Annotated in this window: 16 protein-coding genes; 9 read left to right on the plus strand and 7 right to left on the minus strand. The window is 61.7% G+C overall.

Annotated features, from left to right (window positions below):
• Nucleotides 1-21: 21 nt before the first annotated feature.
• The 5 genes from CD58_RS22905 (at nt 22) to CD58_RS22925 (ending at nt 7,187) form a co-directional block, all read left to right on the plus strand.
• Nucleotides 22-2,721, plus strand: coding sequence for a TcfC E-set like domain-containing protein (locus tag CD58_RS22905; protein ID WP_025215277.1), 2,700 nt, complete (start codon nt 22-24; stop codon nt 2,719-2,721).
• Complete coding sequence (locus CD58_RS22910) at nt 2,718-3,881, plus strand: CfaE/CblD family pilus tip adhesin (RefSeq protein WP_080712605.1); 1,164 nt, start codon at nt 2,718-2,720, stop codon at nt 3,879-3,881. Before CD58_RS22905 ends, CD58_RS22910 begins: the two co-directional genes overlap by 4 nt.
• Nucleotides 3,882-4,228: 347 nt before the next feature.
• Complete coding sequence (locus CD58_RS22915) at nt 4,229-5,548, plus strand: MFS transporter (protein ID WP_025215279.1); 1,320 nt, start codon at nt 4,229-4,231, stop codon at nt 5,546-5,548.
• 299 nt (nt 5,549-5,847) lie between these two features.
• On the plus strand, nt 5,848-6,297 hold the full coding sequence (locus CD58_RS22920; protein WP_025215280.1) for a hypothetical protein: 450 nt from the start codon (nt 5,848-5,850) through the stop codon (nt 6,295-6,297).
• Nucleotides 6,298-6,566: 269 nt separating this feature from the next.
• On the plus strand, nt 6,567-7,187 hold the full coding sequence (locus CD58_RS22925) for a flavin reductase family protein (RefSeq protein ID WP_025215281.1): 621 nt from the start codon (nt 6,567-6,569) through the stop codon (nt 7,185-7,187).
• Nucleotides 7,188-7,350: 163 nt separating this feature from the next.
• Here the strand turns inward: CD58_RS22925 and CD58_RS22930 are convergent, their stop codons facing one another.
• Nucleotides 7,351-7,584 (minus strand): hypothetical protein, encoded by a 234-nt coding sequence (locus CD58_RS22930; RefSeq protein ID WP_025215282.1) that lies wholly within the window; start codon nt 7,582-7,584, stop codon nt 7,351-7,353.
• Between the two features lie 42 nt (nt 7,585-7,626).
• Nucleotides 7,627-7,980, minus strand: a complete 354-nt coding sequence (locus CD58_RS22935; protein ID WP_025215283.1) for a putative quinol monooxygenase — start codon at nt 7,978-7,980, stop codon at nt 7,627-7,629.
• 331 nt (nt 7,981-8,311) lie between these two features.
• Between CD58_RS22935 and CD58_RS22940 the strand changes: the two genes are divergently transcribed.
• Nucleotides 8,312-9,241, plus strand: a complete 930-nt coding sequence (locus CD58_RS22940; RefSeq protein ID WP_025215284.1) for an AraC family transcriptional regulator — start codon at nt 8,312-8,314, stop codon at nt 9,239-9,241.
• 60 nt (nt 9,242-9,301) lie between these two features.
• Here the strand turns inward: CD58_RS22940 and CD58_RS22945 are convergent, their stop codons facing one another.
• Nucleotides 9,302-10,321, minus strand: a complete 1,020-nt coding sequence (locus CD58_RS22945) for an alpha/beta fold hydrolase (protein ID WP_025215285.1) — start codon at nt 10,319-10,321, stop codon at nt 9,302-9,304.
• A gap of 217 nt (nt 10,322-10,538) precedes the next feature.
• Between CD58_RS22945 and metR the strand changes: the two genes are divergently transcribed.
• A complete protein-coding gene (metR, locus tag CD58_RS22950; RefSeq protein ID WP_025215286.1) occupies nt 10,539-11,456 on the plus strand; it encodes a transcriptional regulator MetR in 918 nt (305 codons plus the stop codon).
• Between the two features lie 486 nt (nt 11,457-11,942).
• On the opposite strand, the gene CD58_RS22955 is transcribed toward metR, so the two are convergent.
• The 4 genes from CD58_RS22955 to CD58_RS22970 all read right to left on the minus strand — a co-directional run bounded on the left by CD58_RS22955 (nt 11,943) and on the right by CD58_RS22970 (nt 15,169).
• Entirely contained in the window at nt 11,943-12,440 is a 498-nt protein-coding gene (locus CD58_RS22955; protein WP_025215287.1) for a GNAT family N-acetyltransferase, read from the minus strand.
• Complete coding sequence (locus tag CD58_RS22960) at nt 12,437-13,075, minus strand: LysE family translocator (protein ID WP_025215288.1); 639 nt, start codon at nt 13,073-13,075, stop codon at nt 12,437-12,439. The genes CD58_RS22955 and CD58_RS22960 overlap by 4 nt, the downstream gene beginning before the upstream one ends.
• 17 nt (nt 13,076-13,092) lie before the next feature.
• Complete coding sequence (locus tag CD58_RS22965) at nt 13,093-13,509, minus strand: NUDIX hydrolase (RefSeq protein ID WP_025215289.1); 417 nt, start codon at nt 13,507-13,509, stop codon at nt 13,093-13,095.
• 292 nt (nt 13,510-13,801) lie between these two features.
• The gene (locus CD58_RS22970) at nt 13,802-15,169 is read right to left on the minus strand and encodes an HD domain-containing phosphohydrolase (protein WP_025215290.1); all 1,368 of its coding nucleotides are present in this window, start codon (nt 15,167-15,169) and stop codon (nt 13,802-13,804) included.
• Between the two features lie 228 nt (nt 15,170-15,397).
• On the opposite strand from CD58_RS22970, the gene CD58_RS22975 reads away from it, so the two are divergent.
• Together CD58_RS22975 and CD58_RS22980 are read left to right on the plus strand one after the other, a co-directional pair.
• On the plus strand, nt 15,398-17,689 hold the full coding sequence (locus tag CD58_RS22975; RefSeq protein WP_025215291.1) for an EAL domain-containing protein: 2,292 nt from the start codon (nt 15,398-15,400) through the stop codon (nt 17,687-17,689).
• On the plus strand, nt 17,686-19,560 hold the full coding sequence (locus CD58_RS22980) for a putative bifunctional diguanylate cyclase/phosphodiesterase (protein WP_025215292.1): 1,875 nt from the start codon (nt 17,686-17,688) through the stop codon (nt 19,558-19,560). Before CD58_RS22975 ends, CD58_RS22980 begins: the two co-directional genes overlap by 4 nt.
• The last annotated feature ends 27 nt before the right edge of the window (nt 19,561-19,587 follow it).

Genomic DNA, 19,587 nt, shown 5'->3' on the forward strand with positions numbered 1-19,587 from the left:
TTTTCTTCGTCAAGGCCACGTATGAAACTCCATTTCACCGCACTCTCCATTTCCCTTTCATGGGCGCTGGCCGATGCCGTAGCGGCCACGCCCGCCGACCTGACTCGGGTACCGGCCGGATTCGAGGCCCTGGTCGAGGGGCAGGTGGAACAACTCGAGCTACAACTGTTCAACCGCAACCTCGGCCTGCACCCGGTGCTGGTACGCCCCGGTCGGATCGAATTCCAGCAACCCGAGCGTATCGCGGCCCTGCTGGTGGAGGCCGGCGCGCTGGCCACGCCTCAGGAACTGTTGCCACTGCTGTCACAGCCCTTGCCCAGCAACAGCCAACTGGCCTGCTCCTACGGTTTGGCCAGCGAGGCAAGTTGTGGCTATCTCGAAACCGAGGCCGTGGCCGTGATTCTCGACGAGGCCGGCGCCCGCCTGCAGGTGCTCCTGCGCAAGGACTGGCTGCCGGCCAACGAGGTCTCGGCCCTGCGGCTGCACACACCGAGCGAGGCGCAGAACGCCCTCGTCCACCGGCAGAACATCAATATTGCCCAGTCCGACAGTTACCGCGCCCTGGGTGCCAGCGGCCTCGGCGCACTGGGCCTGGGTGAAAACAGCCACCTGGGCTTCACCTGGATCTATCAAGCCAACCAGAACAAGCGCGGCAGCGACAGCAACCTGGAATTCAACAACGCCTACTACCGGCACGACTTCGACCGCGAACACTATGCGCAGGCGGGACGCATGGACATGAGCAACCTGTCCAGCGCCGAAGGCGGTAACTTCAACTTCAGCCTGCTGCCCCTGGGCCGGATCGACGGCGCCCGCGTCGGCACCACCCTGGCCTACCTCAATCGCGACGTCGTCGGACAGGGAACGCCCGTCTCCCTGATCCTGACCCAACGCGCCCGCGTCGATGCCTTTCGCGGCGAAGAATTGCTCTCCACTTCTTACCTGGATGCCGGCGTGCAGAACGTCGACACCCGGACCTTCCCCAACGGCAGCTATCCGGTGACCCTGCGCGTGATCGAAAACGGCCAGGTGACCCGTACCGAAACCGTGCCCTTCAGCCGCACCGACGGCAACGGCCTGGGGGATGACACCGTGCAATGGTTCTTGCAGGGCGGGCGCACGGCCGAGCACTCCCTGTACGAGCAGGACCCCGCCGCCGTGGCCCAGACCGGCCTGCGGGTGCCACTGCTCGATAACCTGGCACTCACCAGCGGGATCACATGGCTGGACACCGCGTTCTACAACGAAAGCCGCCTGGACTGGGCCGGCACGCTGGGCGCCAGCAGTTGGTCGCTGTCGGCCGCCATCCTGGAGGGCAATGACGGGGCGAGCGGCAACAGCCAACAGTTCACGTTCAACCATGGCCTGTCCTGGAACCTCTATCGCTACTCGCTGCGCAGCCCGTCCTGCGAGCACAGCCGCCGCACCTACCAGCAGAGTGGCTGCAACGAATCGCTGACGGCCAGCGCGTCGCTGCCACTGGCTGGCGGTGCCCTCAGCGCCGGCTACAGCTATAACCGTTATGCCCAGGTGAACCCGTCCTATTACTGGAATACGTTGCCCGGCGAACCGGACCTGACCGACGACCTGACGACCGCCACCTGGGCCCGCACCCTGCAATTGGGTTTTTCCCGCGGGCATCGCCTGGGCCAGTTCCACCTCACGCACCGCGTGGGCGCGTTTCGCAATCAGAGCGGCAACCGGCCGACTGACCACGGTCTGTACTTGAGCCTCAGCCTGTCTCACAACGAGCGCTCGACCTCCGGCGGATTCCAACACTCCAGCGTTGGCCTGGACGCGCGCCGCGAACAGGCGGCCAGCGACAGCGTGCGGACCAGCCTGGCCCACACCCGCGTCTGGGACGGCGAGCAAGGTCGGAACGAGATCAATACCGGACTCGGTTATGACGACCTCGGCCGCTGGGACGCCGAACTGGCCGGGCGCCTCGAACGCAGCTGGGGCGAAACGAGCCTGGCGCTGTCGCAGCGCGGCGGCGACCGGCATGATTCACGCCTTGGGCTCAGCGGCAACCACGCCTCTTCCCTGGCACTGGGGCGCGAAGGCTTCTTCTGGGGCAACGGCCAAGGCGGCACAGGCCCCGGAGCCGCCGTCGGCATCGTCGCGGCGCCGGTGGAAAACGCAAGCGGTGCCGCGGCCAAGGTCAGTGGCGGCTACGGTTCCCAGACCAGCATCGGCTTCGGCGAAAAACGGCTGATTCCGATCAATGGCTTCCAGGTCTCCCAGACCCGCATCAGCGATGCCGATGCCTCGCGCCAGAACCTGAGCTCGGTGAACGTCGGCAACGGCAGCCGCGACTGGTTCCTGCCCCCCGGCAAGCTGGCGGTGCAGCACATCGAGTCCAGCCTCAGCTACACCTACGTCGGACGCCTGGTGGATGCCCAGGGACAACCGCTGGCGCAGGCCGCCATCCTCAACGCGGCCATGATGGAAACCGCCGAGGACGGCAGCTTCGTCGTCGATCTCAACAAGCACCCACAACCGTTGTTCGCCCTGGACCTGAACGGGGTGCATGCCTGCGCCGTGCAGTCCGCGACCGCCCACAGCAGCTTGCGCCGGGTCGGCACGCTCACCTGCCAGAGCACCACCCTGGACGCCCTGCCCAAGGACCTGCCCAAGGACCTGCGCAACCCCGACCGACTGGAGCGCTGGACGGCACACCGCAGCGCCGCGTTATCGCCAGACAAGAGAAACCAGCCATGAATCTGCCTACACTTTTCCGTCGCCGGATACGCCGGGCCTGTTCAATGCTCTGCAGCATGGCAGCGCTGGTGACGTTGCCTGCAACGGCCCAGAGCAATGTCGTGTTGAGCGATTATTATCAACGCGACGAGCTGAACTTCGACCGTGCTACGCCGGCTTCTGACCATTACTTATGGACCCAGAAAATGCACGGCTACAGCGAGAACAATTTTAACTATCGCCAGATGCTTTTTGTCTGTCTTTCTTCCACTGATCCGAAAAACGGGGCCTGCCCTACCTCGAACTGGGGCAACGAGGGGATCAGTTCCATCTCGCTTCGCTTCACCGAACGACGCAGCCGCCTTTCGCAGGTGCTGGTTGTCCGCGGGTACATGGAACGGTACTTCGTAGGCTCGAGATGTTACGGCACCGGATGGGGAAACCGGCGGCACCACCTGACCAGCAACAATCATCAAGTATGTGAGGATTACATCAGCCCGCGTGGCAGCGCCTCGACAATTTGGATACCGCAATCAGAACTGGCAAAACTGCCATCGGGCGGTGTCTGGACAGCGCAACTGGTGCTCAAGCTGAAGACGTACGCCAGCCAGCCCATCGGGGCGGCCAGTACCTACACCGTAGACTTCAATCTCGACGTCACCGACCATAATAATATGCAGATCTACCTGCCCGCCTACGGCATCAGCACCCCGCAAGTGGACCTGAACCTGCGCACCCGGCCATTGAGCAGCGGACCGGGCGGCGTAGTATCCGGCCAAGCGGTGATCGATGCCTGCCTCTATGACGGCTATAACGCCAATAGCCAGCGCTACGAGGTGCGCGTCACCGGCACCAACCCCGTGCCAGGCATGGAGGGCCGCTTCTTCGTGCACCATGCCTCCGGTGGCACGGGTGAGCGAAACCGGATCGAATACCGGGTTCGCACCCGCACCGCCAACCTGGGCGAAACCCAGCATGTGTCGGGACAAACGGTGATCCATACCGGTATCGACAATGCCGATATCCGCTCAGTGCGCCTGCCCAACGTGCCCTTCCCGGTCGTTTGCACGCCATGGCCTATCACCCTGGACACACCGGCTTTCAACCAGATCGACAAGAACACCGGGCAGTATCGGGGCGAGTTGAAGCTTGAGTTCACACCGTCGACGAGTTCGCCCTGAGGCTGGCACTGGACAGAGGCTGCGCCGAGGAGCTTCTGTCAGGTCGTTCTTCTTGCAGTGACTGGCCTGGCCTCTTCGCGAGCAAGCTCGCTCCCACATTTTGTCCGGTGTACATATCACCCTGTGGGAGCGAGCTTGCTCGCGAAGAGGCCGGTACAAACAATACAGCCCACTCCAAGTAAGCGGATTCCCGCTCACCCTCAGACAAAAACAAGCGGATTTCCGCTCATTCAATGCCGCTGCCCCCTCTAGACCGGCCCTCTGCCCGGTGGCACGGCTCCTGCTATAGCCCTGGCAGGCTGCGTTCCCACGCGCTCCACAAAAACAATTAAACGAAGGATCCTTCAATGGATAACTCCAACGCCCTGCCCCTTGGGTCGGCTGCCGCGCCCGCCCGTGAAAGAACCACCGCCAGCCGGATCAAATCGATTTTCAGCGGTTCGGTCGGCAACATGGTCGAGTGGTATGACTGGTACGTCTACGCCGCATTCTCGTTGTACTTCGCCAAAGTCTTCTTCCCCAAGGGCGACACCACCGCCCAGTTGCTCAACACCGCCGCGATTTTCGCCGTGGGTTTCCTGATGCGCCCGATTGGCGGGTGGTTGATGGGCCTGTACGCCGACCGCGCCGGTCGTAAACGGGCGTTGATGGCCTCGGTGTACCTGATGTGCTTCGGCTCGCTGATCATCGCCCTGAGCCCCAGCTACGAAACCATCGGCGTCGGCGCGCCGATCCTGCTGGTGTTTGCCCGTTTGCTCCAAGGCCTGTCGGTGGGTGGCGAGTACGGCACCTCGGCGACCTACCTCAGCGAAATGGCGACCAAGGAACGTCGCGGCTTCTTCTCCAGCTTCCAGTACGTGACGCTGATTTCCGGCCAGCTCATCGCCCTCGGCGTGCTGATCGTGTTGCAACAGTTCCTCACCACCGAGCAGCTGTATGCCTGGGGCTGGCGCATTCCGTTCGCCATCGGCGCCCTGTGCGCGGTCGTGGCGCTGTACCTGCGGCGCGGCATGGAAGAAACCGAGTCGTTCACCAAGAAAGAAAAATCCAAGGAAAGCGCCATGCGCACCTTGCTGCGTCACCCCAAGGAACTGATGACCGTGGTCGGCCTGACCATGGGCGGAACCCTGGCGTTCTATACCTACACTACCTACATGCAGAAATACCTGGTGAACACCGTCGGCATGAGCATCTCCGACTCCACCACCATTTCCGCCGCCACCCTGTTCCTGTTCATGTGCCTGCAACCGGTGATCGGCGGGCTGTCGGACAAGATCGGACGCCGGCCGATCCTGATCGCCTTCGGCATCCTCGGCACGCTGTTCACCGTGCCGATCCTCACCACCCTGCACACCATCCAGACCTGGTGGGGCGCGTTCTTCCTGATCATGGCCGCACTGATCATCGTCAGCGGCTACACCTCGATCAACGCCGTGGTGAAAGCCGAGCTGTTCCCCACCGAAATCCGCGCCCTGGGCGTCGGCCTGCCGTACGCCTTGACCGTGTCGATCTTCGGCGGTACCGCTGAGTACATCGCCCTGTGGTTCAAGAGCATCGGCATGGAAACCGGCTACTACTGGTACGTCACGGCGTGTATCGCTGTGTCGCTGCTGGTCTACGTGACAATGAAAGACACCCGCAAGCATTCGCGGATCGAGACCGACTGATCTACCAAGCACAAACAAAAGGGGCGAACCTGATCAGGGTTCGCCCCTTTTTTTCGTTCCCTGACTAAAGATTTATCTGACATTAATCTCTGGTTAATGCCTGCCCTCCATTCTCATTCTCAACAAAACACAATTCCGATACCTCGGTGATGGGATTTCCGCCCGGCCTGAAATGATCGCAAACACATCGATTTAATCGATTTGTTTAAGCGTTTTTTTGCGCTTTTTAATCAAATTAACAAGGGTAGTATGAACTCCACACCCAAGGCACTTAACGCCAACCACTCTGGAGCACAACCATGAAAACCAAACTGATCCTCGCCCTGACCCTTTCTGTACTGGCTGCCAACACCTTCGCCGCCGATGGCTTCGACCGCACCAGCTCAGCAATCGCCGCTGATGGTTACGACCGCACTGGCACTGCCACTGTTGCTGCTGATGGTTACGACCGTACCGGTGGCGCCACTGTCGCTGCTGATGGCTTCGACCGCACTAACGGCGCTGCCGTCGCTGAAGATGGTTTCGACCGCACTAACGGCGCTACCGTCGCTGAAGATGGTTTCGACCGCACCAACGGCGCTACCGTCGCTGAAGATGGTTTCGACCGCACCAACGGCGCTACCGTCGCTGAAGATGGTTTCGACCGCACCAACGGCGCTACCGTCGCTGAAGATGGTTTCGACCGCACCAACGGCGCTACCGTCGCTGAAGATGGTTTCGACCGCACCAACACTGCTGCCATCAGCTAATCCGATAACGACACCCTCACAGCCCGGCCTCGGCCGGGCTTAGTTGTTTTTGGGGTACAGGTATGAAAAAACAGGTTTCATCGTCACCACTCGTCCAAGTGTGGGAGCGGGCTTGCTCGCGAAAGCGGTGGGTCAGCTTGCATCAATATTGAATGTTCCGACCCCTTCGCGAGCAAGCCCGCTCCCACAGGTTCTGCGGTGCTGACAAAACCAGTTGGCCCCTGCACTATCGTCAAAACCTTCAAAATACAACCCAGGACCTGCGCTCCATGCCCGACGATATCCACTACTACGAACCCACCAACGGCCACGGCCTGCCCCACGACCCGTTCAATGCTATCGTCGGCCCGCGTCCCATCGGCTGGATCTCCTCCCAGGACGCCGAAGGCCGCCTGAACCTGGCGCCCTACAGTTTCTTCAACGCCTTCAACTACATCCCGCCGATCATTGGTTTCTCGAGCGTCGGACGCAAAGACAGCCTGAACAACATCGAACAAACCGGCGAGTTCGCCTGGAACCTGGCCACACGCCCACTGGCCGAGCAGATGAACCAGAGCTGCGCGATGGTCGCGCCAGAGGTCAATGAGTTCGAACTGGCGGGTTTGACGCCGGTGGCGTCACGGGTGATCCAGGTACCGCGCGTGGCCCAAAGCCCGGTGTCCTTCGAATGCAAGGTCACGCAGATCATTCAGTTGCAACGGGCGGACAAAGGGCTTGTGCCGAGCTGGCTGATCCTCGGCGAAGTGGTCGCCGTGCATATCGCCAAGTGGCTGTTGAAGGATGGGGTATATGACACCGCCGCCGCCGAGCCGATTCTGCGCGGCGGCGGGCCAGCGGACTACTTCCAGTTGGGGCCTGAGGCGTTGTTCAAGATGCATCGCCCGAAGTAAGCGACGCGGCTCTCAAGACGAAACTCAACCTGTGGCGAGGGAGCTTGCTCCCGCTGGACGCGCAGCGTCCCCTTGCGGTGTGTCAGACAAACCAGGGGGCCGCTTCGCAGCCCAGCGGGAGCAAGCTCCCTCGCCACAAAAGCCCTACCGGCCGATCGTGCCGTTACCAAACCAACCCGCCCTCATCGTCGACACCCTTGAGATGGGTCAGTTGCACGGCAGCGGCGTCGTCGGCTTCGGTCGCCGTCTTGAAAGACTGTTCTTCAAGCACCTTGTTAAAGCGCGGCGCACCGGAACCGCCGATGGCCTTCGTGGCAATGGCGGCATGGTAGCCGCCGCCTTCTTTGGGGATCACAGCGGAAACAGCTTCAAAGGTTTCAAAGGCTTTACGTGCCATGTTTGTGCATCCTGGCGGTGGGAAATGACCGCCATTAAACCTTCAACCGGCCAGTTTGTGTACCTTCGCCAGGCACGCTTCGGTCGCTTGGGCGGCGGATACGTCCCTGAACGTGTGGAAGTCCAGGCTGCTCACCACCAGCTCCTGCACCAGCTCGGTGAAAATCGCCATGGCCGGGGAATTGAAGTAGGCATCCATTGCCGCCTGATTCACCCAAAGCCCGGACACCAGCCACAAATCGGCGTCGCACTGGGAATGCTGCAAGGCAAAGTGCAGGCAACCGGGGGCCTGGCGCGAAGGCGCAATCAGCGTACTCAGGCGAGCACCCAATTGCTTCGAGCAACCGGCACGAGCACGGACAAAAGCCATGTGACTGACGGGGATCTGTGTAGACATGTTCAACCCTCCCAGGTCATCCGTTGTGCAGCCGGGGGAGAGGCTGCGACAGATTCAAAGGTTAAGCGCGCCGACGCCAGCTTCGTTAGTCGATTCCTGCCGACCCATTGCACGATCCTGCCCACGCACAGGACAAAATCCGCCATTGATCGGGTTGGAACCCGAGAAGTTGAAACAAAAGGTTTCAAGCAAGTTTCGGCGGCGTTGCAGTGTCTTGTGTCCAAGCGCCGTGCAGGATCAGGCAAGCTTTCGACAGGATGTGGCTATCGCTGCACCTTGCACAAACATAAGCTCTGCTCATCGCTCTCTATCATTCTTCGAGGATTCCGGCATGTCGCCTCTCGACCAAGCCCAGGTCCCGCTGGACACCTTTCTGGAACAACAGCGCGCTGAACTGGCGTCGATCATCGACCGCAACACCAGCGAAGACGGCAGCTACGCCACGGCCATCGGCTCGCTGCACCTGTCGCGGCACAGCAAGCCCCAGGCGTTCGCCCCGGTGCTGGCGCAACCGGCACTGTGCATCATGGCCCAGGGCAGCAAACAGGTGCGCCTGGCCGACGAATTGTTCGACTACGATCCGCTGCATTACCTGGTGGTCTCGGTGTCGATGCCGTTGAGCGGCTGCATGGCCGACGCTACACCCGAACAGCCGATCCTGGCCCTGCGCCTGGACATCGACCCGGCGGAAATCACCGCGTTGATCGCCGATGCCGGCCCGCTGGGTGTGCCGACCCGCCCCGCCGGACGTGGACTGTATGTCGAACGCCTGGACACGCCGATGCTCGACGCCGTGCTGCGCCTGGCGCGGTTGCTGGACAGCCCGAAAGACATCGCCATGCTCGCGCCGTTGGTACGCCGGGAAATTCTGTATCGCCTGCTGCGCAGCCCACAGGGCTATCGACTGTACGAAATCGCCATCGCCAACAGTCAGAGCCATCGCATCAGCCAGGCGATCAAATGGCTCAATGGCCATTTCGAACAGCCGTTGCGCATCGATGACCTGGCCCGGGAGGTGAATCTCAGCGTCTCGACCCTGCATCATCGCTTCAAGGCCATGACAGCCATGAGCCCGCTGCAATACCAGAAGCAACTGCGCCTGCAGGAAGCCCGGCGGCTGATGCTGGCCGAAGGACTGGAAGCCTCGGCAGCGGGGTATCGGGTGGGTTATGAAAGCCCGTCGCAGTTCAGCCGCGAGTACAGTCGGTTGTTTGGCGCGCCGCCGTTGCGGGACCTGGCGCGTTTGCGGTTGACGGTTTGACCTGTGAGCATCGTGGCGAGGGGATTTATCCCCTCGCCACAGAAAAGCGCCAGGCTTGAGTTAGAGCAGATTCGGCGCCGGCACCGGCTCGATCTGCGCCCAGTGCGAGGTGTCTTCGCGATGCTGCTGCAAATAAGGCAACACCGCCCCCAGTAACGGCGCCTTGAACGCATCCTGAAAGCGATGGGCCAGACCGGGGATCAGTTTCAACTGGCTGCCCTGGATATGCGCTGCCAGGTGCACGCCGTGCATCACCGGCAGCAACGGGTCAGCGGTGCCGTGGACGACCAGGGTCGGCACCCGCAGCTGGTTGAGCAGCGCCACCCGGCTTGGCTCGGCCATGATCGCCATGATCTGGCGCTTCACGCCCTCGGGGTTGAAGGCCCGGTCATAGGCCAGGGCGGCCTGATGCAGCAACGCCTGGCGGTCATCGACCACCATCGGGCTGCCCAGGGCGGCCAGCAGATCGGCCTGCTGTTCCAGGGCCATTTCGCGATTCGGCGCACCGCGCCGGGACAACAGTTGCACCAGCCGTTCGCTGGGTGCGGGCAGACCCTGGGCGCTGGAACTGGTCATGATCAGGGTCAGGCTTTCGACCCGCTGCGGCGCCATGGCCGCCATGTGCTGGGCAATCATCCCGCCCATGCTCGCCCCCAGTACGTGAAAGCTCTGCACGTGCAGCGCATCCATCAACCCCAGCCCGTCGTCGGCCATGTCGGTCAGGGTATATGGCGCGGCGACGGGCAAGCCGAGTTTGTAGCGCAAGGCTTCAAAGGTCAGGTTGGCGCTGCCGGGGGCCTGCCGCCAGGTGGACAACCCCACGTCGCGGTTGTCGTAGCGAATCACCCGGAAACCCTGCTCGCACAGGGCGACCACCACTTCGTCCGGCCAATGGATCAATTGTCCGCCCAGCCCCATCACCAACAGCAACGCCGGATCCGAGGCACGACCAATGCTCTGGTACGCCAGGCTCACCTGATCCAGATCGACCCGTTGGGTCGCAACGTTGACATCACAACGAGAGGCCGCCAACGACGGCAAGCCGCAAAACAACGCGGCCAGGAAAATGAATACACGCATGAAGAAACACCGAAACGCAGAACCCCAGTAGAGCGCGAGTCTGATGAAGTTTGTTCAAGCGCGCTGCCACAGTTACGTGACAGTTTGATGAAGTTTGCCGAGTGGTTGCCATACCGAACTGAAACCTAAAAGAAGGCACTGTTATCGACAGCCCGCCCCACATGAGACAAACTCAACCTATTTGCTCTTACCACAAGTTTTCCTCATGGAGCCTACGGTGCTTGAAATCCGTCACCTCAAGACCCTGCACGCACTGCGCGAGGCCGACAGCCTGGTCGAAGCCGCCGAACGCCTGCACCTGACCCAGTCCGCCCTCTCCCATCAGTTCAAGGAACTGGAGGAGCGCCTGGGGATGCAGTTGTTCGTGCGCAAGACCAAACCGGTGCGCTTCACCAGCGCCGGCCTGCGTTTGCTGCAATTGGCCGACGCCACCCTGCCCCTGTTGCGCGGCGCCGAACGGGACATCGCTCGCTTGGCTGGCGGCACCGCCGGGCGTTTGCACATGGCGATCGAATGCCACAGTTGCTTTCAGTGGTTGATGCCGACCATCGACCAGTTCCGTGACGCCTGGCCGGAAGTCGAACTGGACCTGGCCTCGGGCTTCGCCTTCGCCCCGCTGCCGGCCCTGGCCCGGGGCGACCTGGACCTGGTGGTGACCTCCGACCCGCTGGAACTGGCCGGCATCACTTACGTGCCGCTGTTCACCTACGAAGCGATGCTCGCCGTGGCCAACCAGCATCGACTGGCGGGCAAACCCTACATCGTGCCCGACGACCTGGTCAGCGAAATCCTGATCACCTATCCGGTGGAGCGGGACCGGCTGGACATCTTCACCCGGTTCCTGGAGCCGGCCGACATCGAACCGGCCCAGGTGCGCACTTCTGAACTGACGGTGATGATGATGCAACTGGTAGCCAGCGGCCGAGGTGTGTGCGGCATGCCGCACTGGGCGCTGCATGAATACAGCTCGCGGGGTTATGTGAAAGCCAAGCGGCTGGGGGAGAAAGGCCTGTTTGCCACGCTGTACGCGGCGGTGCGCACCGACATGCTCGACGCGCCGTACATGCGCGACTTTTTGCTGACGGCCAAGGACACTTCGTTCTCCACATTGGATGGGGTCAGTGCGGTTCGGTGAGACCCAGTGGCCTCTATCGCGAGCAAGCTCGCTCCCACATTGGATTTTTGCTGAGCACAGGAAGTGTGTTCACCGCAGATCCCTTGTGGGAGCGGGCTTGCTCGCGAAAGCGGTGGGTCAGGCAACGCTGTTAGCGACTGATACGCCGCCTTCGCGAGCAAGCCCGCTCCCACAGGGGGACCCTCGGTGGTTTTGGCTCCCTCACCACAAAGCTCAATAGTCATGACCGGTGGGTTCTAGAGTTCACGCCACATGTGGATCCTCTATCGCGAGCAAGCTCGCTCCCACATTGGATTTTTGCTGAGCACAGGAAGTGTGTTCACCGCAGATCCCTTGTGGGAGCGGGCTTGCTCGCGAAAGCGGTGGGTCAGGCAACGCTGTTAGCGACTGATACGCCGCCTTCGCGAGCAAGCCCGCTCCCACAGGGGGATCCTCGGTGGTTTTGGCTCCCTCACCACAAAGCTCAATAGTCATGACCGGTGAGCTCTAGAGCTCACGCCACATGTGGATTTTGTCGAGGTAGTCCTCGCCCACCCGTATCGCCTGCGGCTCGAGGCCGTATTGCACAAAGCCGCAACGCTGGTAAAGCTTCAGGGCCGGGGCGTTACCGGCCGTGACGGTCAGTTGCACCAGGCGCAAAAAACTGTGGCGGCGGGCTTCGTCGAGGGCCGCTTGCACCAATTGGTAACCGAGCCCCCGATGGCAATGGGCATCGCTGACATACATGCCGAACAGCGTCACCTTGTGCCGGGCCTTTTCCCGGGGTTCCAGGGACAGCCCGACAATACCCACCAGCTCATCCTCCACAAACGCCCCCAGCAATACATCGAGCCGGCTGGTCAGGCGTGTCTCCCACCAATTGATGGGCAGCGTCGCCCGCTCACTGACGCTGGAGGTGAAAGCCTGAGGATGAAGCGCGTACGCCTGGAGCATCAAGTGGCGATACGCCTCGACATCGCCCGCCCTCAGCCGTCGAATGCTCACGCCGAACGCCGTTGCTCAAGCATCAGGCGCAGCGCCAACGCTCCCAGCACAAACCCCATGAAGTAGCGCTGGGCCGCCAGCCAGGTGGGATTGTGGACGAACCACGAGGCAATGCCCGCGGCGAACAGGGCAATCAGCAGGTTGACGCTGAAGCTGACGCTGATCTGGGTCAGCCCCAGGATGATGCTCTGGGTGAACAGCGAACCGTGTTCCGGGCTAATGAACTGCGGGAACACCGAGAGATAAAACACCGCGATCTTCGGGTTCAGGGCACTGGTGAGAAAACCCATGGTGATCAACTTGCGCGTCGAGTCCGCTGGCAGCTGCTGGGCTTCGAAGGGCGAGCGCGCCCCCGGCTTCACGGCCTGCCAGGCCAACCAGAGCAAGTACAGCGCACCGGCCCATTTCAACACTTCATAGGCCAGCGGCACCGCCAGGAACACCGCCGTCAGCCCCGCTGCCGCCGCGAACATGTGCACGAAAAATCCCGCCACCACCCCCAACAAGGACGTGACACCGGCCTTGCGACCCTGGCAGATCGAGCGGGAGATCAGGTAGATCATGTTCGGGCCGGGCGTGAGCACCATCAACAACGCGGCGGCGGCGAAAATCAGCAGGTCCGGCAATGGAATCATGGGCATCAATCCTTGAGTCAGCAGGTCACAAGACAGGTCGCTCGATAAAACGGCAGGATCACCTCGCCTGTCAACGGCGCCAGCGACAGATCGCCGTCACTGGCCGGGTCGATCCAGCGAACTTCCTCAATTTCAGCGGCGGGAGACACCGGGGCGTCGATGGTCAGCAAAAACACTTCGGCCTGCACGACAAAACCCGGTTCGTTGGCGGCCGGCGCACTGAACGCGCCCAGGTAACGGGCCTGTGCCGGGTCGATGGTCAGCCCAAGTTCTTCATCCAATTCCCGGGCAAGGGCTTGGACCGGCTGTTCATGGGCCTCGATCTTGCCGCCCGGCTGCATGAAAGCCAGGGTGCCGCGCTTGCGCACCAGCAGGGTTCGACCGTCCGGCCCGATCAACAGGGCGGCGGCGATACGGATGAGGGAAGTGGTCATGAGCGATCAAAGCCTTGGGCGGGAAAATGCCGGGGAGATTACAGACCAGAGCCGCAGGAGCAAAGCCTCGCCCCCGTTTCAGGGTCCGTACATCCCCTCTGGAAGGCAAGGCAGTTCACTCAGGAAAGCAGATGACCCGTGGCGAGGGAGCTTGCTCCCGCTTGAGTGCGAAGCACTCACAAAAAATGGGCCTGCTGCGCAGTCCAGCGGGAGCAAGCTCCCTCGCCACAATGAGTCTGACAAGCCTCAAGCGGGCAGCAAGCCCACAGGTTGGATTGTCCTCAGATCCCCATTACCCCAACATCGGCTTCGGTGCCGAAGGGTCTGCTACCTCCTCGGGAATCTTGACGAACACGCTGTAGCGGGCCCCTTCCATCGCTTCGAAGGCGATGAGTTTTTCCACCAGCGGGCCGCTCAGGATCTTGCCGGCGTTGAGCAGCAGCATGCCGTTGTCGGCGTTGAGGTTGCGGGCCAGGATCATGCCGGAGGCCAGTTCGCGGGTGGTCTTGACCTCCACCGTCGGGTCGGACAGGGTCACGTCCTCCAGGTATTCCCCACAGGCCTTGATGAAGTCCTCGATCATGTCCGGGTCGTACAGCTTGCCGGCGTATTTGCGGATGTAGACCAGCGCTTCGTCGCTGTTCATCTGCCGCTCGAGGATCAACCCGCGCTGCAGCTCGATGAAGTCCACCGCCAGTTTCAACAGCCGCGAACCGAACGGAATGGCCTCGCCCTTGAGATGCTCAGGGAAACCACTGCCGTCCCAGCGCTCCTGGTGATGGCGGATGATCCGTGCCGCGTCCTTCATCGGGTCCAGGGTCATCAGCAGCGATTCGCTCTGCTTCGGATAAGCCCGGTACAGTTCAAGCTCGCTGTGATGCAGCAGGTCAGCGGGCGTGGTCATCATGTTATCGGTCCAGCTCAGCTTGCCGATGTTGTAGAGCGCCGCGGCCATGGTCAGGTCGCGGTCGGTGGACTCGTCCAGGAAATGCAGCCGGCTGTAGACCCTGATCAGCTCGATGATCTGCCGGTTGGTCTGCTTGGCCTTGGGCAGGCGCAGGTTGGCGATCAAGGAAAACACTTCGGTGCTGGTTACATAACTGCGCTTGAGCTCGTCATAGGCCAGGTCGAGCATGTCGGCGGTCTGTTGCAACTCAGAGGTGCGCGAGGCCACGCGTTTTTCCAGGGTGGCGTTCAGCGTCTTGAGTTGCTGGTTCTGCTCGCTATTCAGCGCTTCGAGGCGCTGGCGCTCGCTTTCGGAATGCTGGTGAGCCAGGGCCTGACGCAGCGCCTGCACCAATTCCTCGTCATTCCAGGGCTTGCTGAGGTAGCGATAGAGCTGCCCCTCGTTGATGGCCTTGGTCATCATGTCGACATCGGCATAACCGGTGAGCAGGATGCGCAAGGTCGACGGATAGAGCTTGCGAATCTGCGCCAGCAGCGTGGCGCCATCCATATTCGGCATGCGGGCATCGGTCATGACCAGGTCGACCGGCCGCTCCTTGAGGATTTCCAGGGCTTTGGCACCGCTGTCAGCCAATAGAATCTCATACGGCTGACTGCGCAGTAACCGACGCAGGCTGCTGAGAATCGACTCTTCGTCATCGACCAGTAGCACCGTAGGTTTTCTGACCGGAACGTCCGGCGATTGATCTTCCATTTCCACCCCCTCCTGTTAACGACAACTGTTCTACCGCACCCCTGAAGGACAGGCTAGTAGATTGCGTTCATTTAGTCACAATTCGCCATGACTGGCCGAGCGCATCCCCATGAGCCGACTATGCTGTACCCCATGAAGGGCCATGTACAGGCCAGAAGACTCATGCCAGAGAAAGGGATATCAGATGTTCCCACGGTTCTATCGTCAGCATCGCCGCGGTGCACGGCCATGAGCCTGCCGACGGAGAAAGGCAATCGGCGGATCCTGATCGTCGACGACACCCCGACCATCCATGAGGATTTTCGCAAGATCCTCAGCCCCCAGGCGACCCCCGAAGACAGCCTGAGCAGCGCCGAAGAGGCCCTGTTCGGCGCGCCGGTGGCGGTCGCCCAGCAGCGTTTCGAGCTCGACTCGGCCTTCCAGGGCATGGAAGCCCTGAACAAGGTGGAATCGGCGCTGGCCGAGGGGCAGCCTTTTGCCATGGCCTTCATCGACATGCGCATGCCCCCGGGCTGGGACGGCCTGGAAACCATCGAGCGGCTGTGGCGGGTCGACCCCAAGCTGCAGGTGGCCCTGTGCACCGCTTACTCGGACTATTCCTGGGAAGACATCTCCGAGCGCCTGGACCTGGGCGACCGGCTGCTCATCCTGAAAAAACCCTTCGACGCCATTGAGATCCGCCAGATGGCCAGCGCCTTGACCGTCAAATGGCAAATGACCGAAGACGCGGCACTGAAAATGGACATGCTCGAACGGGCGGTGGAAGAACGCACCCGGGAGCTGGCCGACGCCAACATCATTGTGCAGAACAGCCCGACCATCCTCTATCGCCTGCGCGGCGAGCCGCCGTTCCCGCTGATGTACATCTCCCACAACATCACCAAGTTCGGCCATGTCGCGGCGCAACTGATCAACTCGCCCGACTGGGCGCAAGTCCTGATCCACCCCGACGACCGGAGCAAAGTCGACGCCGCCATGGTGCGCGTCCTTGACCGCGACACGGCGGGCGCTTCGATCGAGTTCCGCATGCGCACTGGCGACGGTACGTTTCGTTGGGTGGAAAATCGCTACATTCCGGTGCGCAACGAGCAAGGCCTGCTGCTGGAAGTGGAAGGCGTCATCCTCGACATCACCGAACGCAAGCTGGCCGAGGAGAAAATCGCCCTGCTGGCGCGCACCGACGGCCTGACCGGGCTGGCCAACCGCGCCACCATGATCGAACGCCTGCACCAAGCCTTCGCCGCGGCTCGCCGGGGGGCGGCGCCGTTTGCGATGTTTTACCTGGACCTGGACCACTTCAAGCGGATCAACGACACCCTGGGCCATCCCATCGGCGACCTGTTGTTGCAGGAAGTCGCCGCGCGCATCAAGGCCTGTACCCGAGAAAACGACGTGGTGGCGCGCCTGGGCGGCGATGAATTTGCCATCTTGCAACTGGATGTCCACGAAGTGACCCATTGCGCCGCCCTGGCGGGCAAGATCCGCGATGCGCTGGTGGCGCCCTATGCCCTGGACGGCAACGACGTACGCATCTCCGTGAGCATCGGCATCGCCCTGTACACCCCGCAAAGCCTCAGCGCAGATAGCCTGATGGCGCAATCCGACATGGCGCTGTACCGCTCCAAGGAAAAGGGCCGCAACCAGTACCATTTCCATAACGAGGAAATTAACCAGGAGGTGACCGACCGGGTCGCCCTGGCCAACGACCTGCGCCTGGCCATCGAACATAACGAATTGCAATTGCACTACCTGCCGGAGGTCGACCTGCGCACCGGCAAAATCCTCGGCATGGGCGTGCAGGTGCGCTGGAAACACCCCCATCGTGGCTGGTTGGAACCGGCGGCCTTCATGCCGGCGGCCGAGAAGACCGGAATCATCATTAGCCTGGGTCATTGGGTGCTGGACCAGGCCTGCCAACAAATGCGCCAATGGCGCGACCAAGGCATGGCGCCCCCGGTGATCGCCATCGACCTGTCCCTGACCCAGCTCAAGACCGGCCCGGAACTGATCTACGACGTGCTGCGCACCACCGCGCGCTGGGAACTGGCACCCTGGGACCTGCGTTTCGACGTCACCGAAGCCACCCTGGCCCAGACCAAGTGGACCCACAACGACGTGCTGCCGCGCCTCTGCGAATTGGGCGTGCAGATTGCAATCGATGATTTCGGCACCGAGTACTCCTCGTTCGATTACCTCAAGACCTACCGGGTCAATCACCTCAAGCTCGCCCAGCGGTTTCTCGACAGCGCCAACGACGACCCCGAGAACGCCACGACCCTGCGGGCCATCATCAACTTCGCCCGGGATGTCGGCATCGGCATCATTGCCGAAGGTGTCGAAACCCAGGAGCAGCGCTCTACGCTGATGTCCAGCGGCGGGGCGATGCAGGCCCAGGGACATTACTTCAGTACCGTGGTCGACAGCGGCCAGGCCGCCGAACTGCTCAAGGCCGGCACCATCGTTCCCATCACCGACCACTGGACCCGGCCGCCGAGCGAGCTATCGGAGAGCACCCCATGAACCCCATGTCAGTACCTGCCAATCGGCGGATCCTGGTGGTGGACGATACACCGGCAATTCACCAGGATTTTCGCAAGATCCTCAGCCCCGGCACCAATGGCAATGATTCACTGGACGACACGGAGAGCCTGCTGTTCGGCACGTCCCATGTCAGCCAGCTGCAATTTCAGATCGACTCGGCCTATCAGGGCGAAGAGGCCCTGGAACTGGTCAAGCGCGCCCAGGCCGAAGGCCAGCCTTATGCCCTGGTGTTCGCCGACATGCGTATGCCACCGGGCTGGGACGGGCTGCAAACCATCGAGCGGTTGTGGGAAGCCGACCCGCGCCTGCAAATCGCCCTGTGCACGGCGTTCTCGGATTACTCCTGGGAAACCATGTCCGAACGGATCGAGTTCGACGATCAGTTACTGATCCTCAAGAAACCGTTCGACACCCTGGAAATCCGCCAGATGGCCAGCGCCATGACCTGGAAGTGGCAACTGGCCCAGGATGCCGCGCGCAAAATGCGCAGCCTGGAGCGCACGATAGAGGAGCGGGTCCAGGAACTGCTCAAAGTCTCCCACCTGCTGCAATACGATGTGCTCACCGAACTGCCCAACAGCATGCTGCTGGGCGATCGCCTGACCCAGGCCATGGCCCAGTGCCGTCGACACGACCGGCAACTGGCGGTGATGTTTATCGGCCTGGACCGCTTCAAGCGCATCAATAACGCGCTGGGGCATCCGGTGGGCGATGAAATGCTCAAGCGGGTGGCCCGGGCGCTGGCAACCGTGGTGCGTGAATCCGATTCGGTGTTTCGCTACGGTTCCGATGAGTTCGTGGTACTGGTGGGGGACGTCGGCGACCCGCAGCAGACCAAAGGCGTGGCCGAAAAACTGCTGAACGCCATCAGCACCCCCCAACCCATCGACGGCCACGACCTGACCGTCACCGCGAGCCTGGGCATCAGCCTGTACCCGGCCGACGGTTTCGATGCGGTGGCGCTGATCAAGAAAGCCGAGACGGCGATGCGCAACGTCAAGGAAACCGGCCCCAACGATTACCGTTTTTTCACCGAAGACATGAACCGCCGGGCGCGGCAGCAGCAGACCATCGAATCCGGCCTGCGCCTGGCGCTGCAACGTAAGGAATTCGTGTTGCATTACCAACCCAAGCTCGACCTGACCAACGGCAAGGTGGTCGGCGTCGAAGCGCTGGTGCGCTGGAACCGACCGGATCAAGGCATGGTATTCCCATCGGACTTCATCCCGGTGGCCGAGGACAGCGGGCTGATCGTGCCGCTGAGCCAATGGGTGCTCCAGGAAGCCTGCCAGCAGGCCTGCCGCTGGCAAGCCCAGGGCATGCGCCCGCTCTCTCTATCGGTCAACATCTCGGCCATCGACTTTCGCCAGCGCGGCTTCGTCGAAGGTATCGCCCGCACGCTCAAGGAAACCGGATTCGCCCCGACACAGTTAGAACTGGAGATCACCGAAAGCGTGCTGATGCAGAACATCGACACCACCGTCGCCACCCTCAAGGCTATCAAGCAACTGGGGGTACGACTGGCCATCGACGATTTCGGCACCGGTTACTCGAGCCTGAGCTACCTGCAGAAGTTCCCAGTGGACGTGTTGAAGATCGACCAGTCGTTCGTTGGCGACCTGAGCATCGACAGCAACGACGCCAAACTGGTGAGCACCATCATCAGCCTGGGCAAGAGCCTGAACCTGCACATCATTGCCGAGGGCGTGGAAACCCGTGAGCAACTGGAGTTTCTCAAGCTTCACCAGTGCGAGGAGGCCCAAGGGTATTACTTCAGCAAGGCAGTGGAACCACAGGCCTTCGTTGAATGGATGACTGAATGGGAAACCCGCCAGAACCCGTTTTCGTGAATCAGAGCCCATAAACCAAGCGTTTCA

Origin of the sequence: Pseudomonas brassicacearum (assembly GCF_000585995.1) — a bacterium.
Classification (GTDB): domain Bacteria; phylum Pseudomonadota; class Gammaproteobacteria; order Pseudomonadales; family Pseudomonadaceae; genus Aquipseudomonas; species Aquipseudomonas brassicacearum_A.

What these genes read in the sequence shown, in the direction of transcription:
- CD58_RS22975 (WP_025215291.1), top strand. Translation starts at nt 15,398, where the DNA reads ATGAGCCTGCCGACGGAGAAAGGCAATCGGCGGATCCTGATCGTCGAC.
- CD58_RS22935 (WP_025215283.1), bottom strand. Translation starts at nt 7,980, where the DNA reads ATGTCTACACAGATCCCCGTCAGTCACATGGCTTTTGTCCGTGCTCGT.
- CD58_RS22915 (WP_025215279.1), top strand. Translation starts at nt 4,229, where the DNA reads ATGGATAACTCCAACGCCCTGCCCCTTGGGTCGGCTGCCGCGCCCGCC.
- CD58_RS22920 (WP_025215280.1), top strand. Translation starts at nt 5,848, where the DNA reads ATGAAAACCAAACTGATCCTCGCCCTGACCCTTTCTGTACTGGCTGCC.
- CD58_RS22925 (WP_025215281.1), top strand. Translation starts at nt 6,567, where the DNA reads ATGCCCGACGATATCCACTACTACGAACCCACCAACGGCCACGGCCTG.
- CD58_RS22970 (WP_025215290.1), bottom strand. Translation starts at nt 15,169, where the DNA reads ATGGAAGATCAATCGCCGGACGTTCCGGTCAGAAAACCTACGGTGCTA.
- CD58_RS22910 (WP_080712605.1), top strand. Translation starts at nt 2,718, where the DNA reads ATGAATCTGCCTACACTTTTCCGTCGCCGGATACGCCGGGCCTGTTCA.
- CD58_RS22960 (WP_025215288.1), bottom strand. Translation starts at nt 13,075, where the DNA reads ATGATTCCATTGCCGGACCTGCTGATTTTCGCCGCCGCCGCGTTGTTG.
- CD58_RS22905 (WP_025215277.1), top strand. Translation starts at nt 22, where the DNA reads ATGAAACTCCATTTCACCGCACTCTCCATTTCCCTTTCATGGGCGCTG.
- CD58_RS22930 (WP_025215282.1), bottom strand. Translation starts at nt 7,584, where the DNA reads ATGGCACGTAAAGCCTTTGAAACCTTTGAAGCTGTTTCCGCTGTGATC.
- CD58_RS22965 (WP_025215289.1), bottom strand. Translation starts at nt 13,509, where the DNA reads ATGACCACTTCCCTCATCCGTATCGCCGCCGCCCTGTTGATCGGGCCG.
- CD58_RS22980 (WP_025215292.1), top strand. Translation starts at nt 17,686, where the DNA reads ATGAACCCCATGTCAGTACCTGCCAATCGGCGGATCCTGGTGGTGGAC.
- CD58_RS22945 (WP_025215285.1), bottom strand. Translation starts at nt 10,321, where the DNA reads ATGCGTGTATTCATTTTCCTGGCCGCGTTGTTTTGCGGCTTGCCGTCG.
- CD58_RS22940 (WP_025215284.1), top strand. Translation starts at nt 8,312, where the DNA reads ATGTCGCCTCTCGACCAAGCCCAGGTCCCGCTGGACACCTTTCTGGAA.